The following is a 1,839-nucleotide window of genomic DNA, read 5'->3' as shown; positions in this document are numbered from 1 at the left end:
CGCTCCCATGCAGAACCTGGCCCATAGTGCATCCTTTGATTCGGACGACAATGATGAACCATCAAAGCCTGGGATCAAACATCTAGAGCGTGATCCCGAACCGAAGGTCCGCGTTAGCGAAAAGTGGAATCCGGTTTTCGGAAAAGATCATGCTCAAACAAAAAGTTAGAACGTACGCTTACTGGATGTCGTCGCTCTCGTCCTCGTCGGGGCTGGCGCAGCTTACATTGCCTTCCGCGCAGGTCGAATCGGCAGTGAGCTGCTTGGTGCGGTCGTCGGTCAGCCGTGTCAGGCATTCCGATATCAGCATCGGATAGATCGAGCCGCCTTCGCTGTCCGCGGCGGAATAGCTGCATTCCGCGTCGCGAAATGCGATCCACGCGCGCTGCGCCGTCTGCAACAGCTTCCTGGCTTTTGCATCGCCTCCGCCGATGAGATCCTGGTAGGCCTTGTTGAGCTTGGCGTCGGCGGATTTGGTGTCCGCGTCGGCGCAGATGTTCATCATCTGCTGGCTGTCGTCGTTGCGGTCGCATTCCTGCGCATAAGCAACAGAGCCTGCCGCGAGGACGACAAGACAGGCGGACACAAGAATTCGGCGCATGATGATCTCCAATTCGCAACCGCATCATTCCAGCCGGTTCAATCACGCGCCGCAAGGCGCCAGTGGCGGATATTTGATGATACGAAACGGTCCGTATCGTTTAGGTAACGCGCTTGCGGTTGACACGGGCAACGCTCCTCGTCTATGAGCCTCGCACAGTTCAAAGGCGCGTCGGTGGGCGCGCCTTAATAATTCGGCCCGGGACAGGGCCCAGACCGACGGGCAAGACCATGAAGATCAAGAATTCGCTCAAGGCGTTGAAGGCGCGTCACCGTGACAACCAGCTGGTTCGTCGCAAGGGCCGCGTCTACATCATCAACAAGACCGCTCCGCGCTACAAGGCGCGCCAGGGTTGAGTTTTCGACCGGAGGCTGCGCGCCTCCGTTCGCATGATACGCCTCTCACGCTAAATTCAGTTTGACGATCCGGCGTCGGGGGCTAGATTCCCGCGATGCGGATTCTTTTTGCATTTTTCACGGCTTTCCTCGTTTCCGGCGCTGTCTCGCTGCCGGCCTGGGCTGAAGATCCGACTACAACTCCGCCGACAGCACCTCCGGTCGTCAAGACGAAACAGGCGCGGCTCGATCAGCTGTTTGCCGATCTCAAGCGCGAACGCAATGAAAAGGCGGCCGAGCGCATCGCCGGGCGCATTGGGAACGAGTGGTCCCAGTCGGGCAGCGCCTCGATCGACCTGATGATGCAATGGTCGCAGAAGGCAATCGAAAACCAGAAATTCGATGTCGCGCTCGATTTCCTCGATCAGGTGGTGACTTTGCAGCCGACCTATGCGGAAGGCTGGAACCGGCGCGCCACTGTTCATTTCATGATGAAGAACTACGGGAAGTCGATGGCGGACATCGACCGCACCCTGCAGCTCGAACCTCGCCATTTCGGCGCGCTTTCGGGCCTGGCCCAGATCATGGCCGAAACCGGCCACAAGCAGTCGGCGCTCGAAGCCTGGCAGCGTGTTCTCGGCATCTATCCAATGATGCGCAGCGCCCAGGACCAGGTCGGCGCACTTTCCGAGGAGCTTGCCGGCGAAGGCATTTGAGACCAGTAAAGGAGTAGGGGTAGGGGAGTAGGGGAATAAGGGAGTAAGGCAGTATGTGAGTGGTGCAGATTGCATTGTGGAACGCACTCTGGAACACATGCCCCTACTCCCCTACTCCCCTACTCCCCTACTCCCCTACTCCCCTACTCCCCTACTCCCCTACTCCCCTACTCCCCTACTCCCCTAC

At 58.7% G+C, this 1,839-nt stretch carries 3 protein-coding genes; 2 read left to right on the top strand and 1 reads right to left on the bottom strand.

The genetic code is table 11. The features are described 5' to 3' along the window. Window positions 1–178: 178 nt before the first annotated feature. Entirely contained in the window at window positions 179–601 is a 423-nt protein-coding gene (locus tag NKG60_RS32110; RefSeq protein ID WP_352671802.1) for a lysozyme inhibitor LprI family protein, read from the bottom strand. A gap of 230 nt (window positions 602–831) precedes the next feature. On the opposite strand from NKG60_RS32110, the gene ykgO reads away from it, so the two are divergent. Beyond that, a complete protein-coding gene (ykgO, locus tag NKG60_RS32105; RefSeq protein ID WP_006327841.1) occupies window positions 832–957 on the top strand; it encodes a type B 50S ribosomal protein L36 in 126 nt (41 codons plus the stop codon). Between the two features lie 95 nt (window positions 958–1,052). Beyond that, a complete protein-coding gene (locus tag NKG60_RS32100; RefSeq protein ID WP_352671804.1) occupies window positions 1,053–1,652 on the top strand; it encodes a tetratricopeptide repeat protein in 600 nt (199 codons plus the stop codon). Window positions 1,653–1,839 lie beyond the last annotated feature (187 nt).

The sequence above is a fragment of the Mesorhizobium sp. M1428 genome (genome assembly GCF_040317515.1).
Classification (GTDB): domain Bacteria; phylum Pseudomonadota; class Alphaproteobacteria; order Rhizobiales; family Rhizobiaceae; genus Mesorhizobium.
Note: the sequence above shows the minus strand (reverse complement) of the source record. Positions and strands in the feature narration are given on the sequence as shown.

Coding starts and splice junctions, on each gene's coding strand:
- NKG60_RS32110 (WP_352671802.1), bottom strand. CDS start 601: ATGCGCCGAATTCTTGTGTCCGCCTGTCTTGTCGTCCTCGCGGCAGGC.
- ykgO (WP_006327841.1), top strand. CDS start 832: ATGAAGATCAAGAATTCGCTCAAGGCGTTGAAGGCGCGTCACCGTGAC.
- NKG60_RS32100 (WP_352671804.1), top strand. CDS start 1,053: ATGCGGATTCTTTTTGCATTTTTCACGGCTTTCCTCGTTTCCGGCGCT.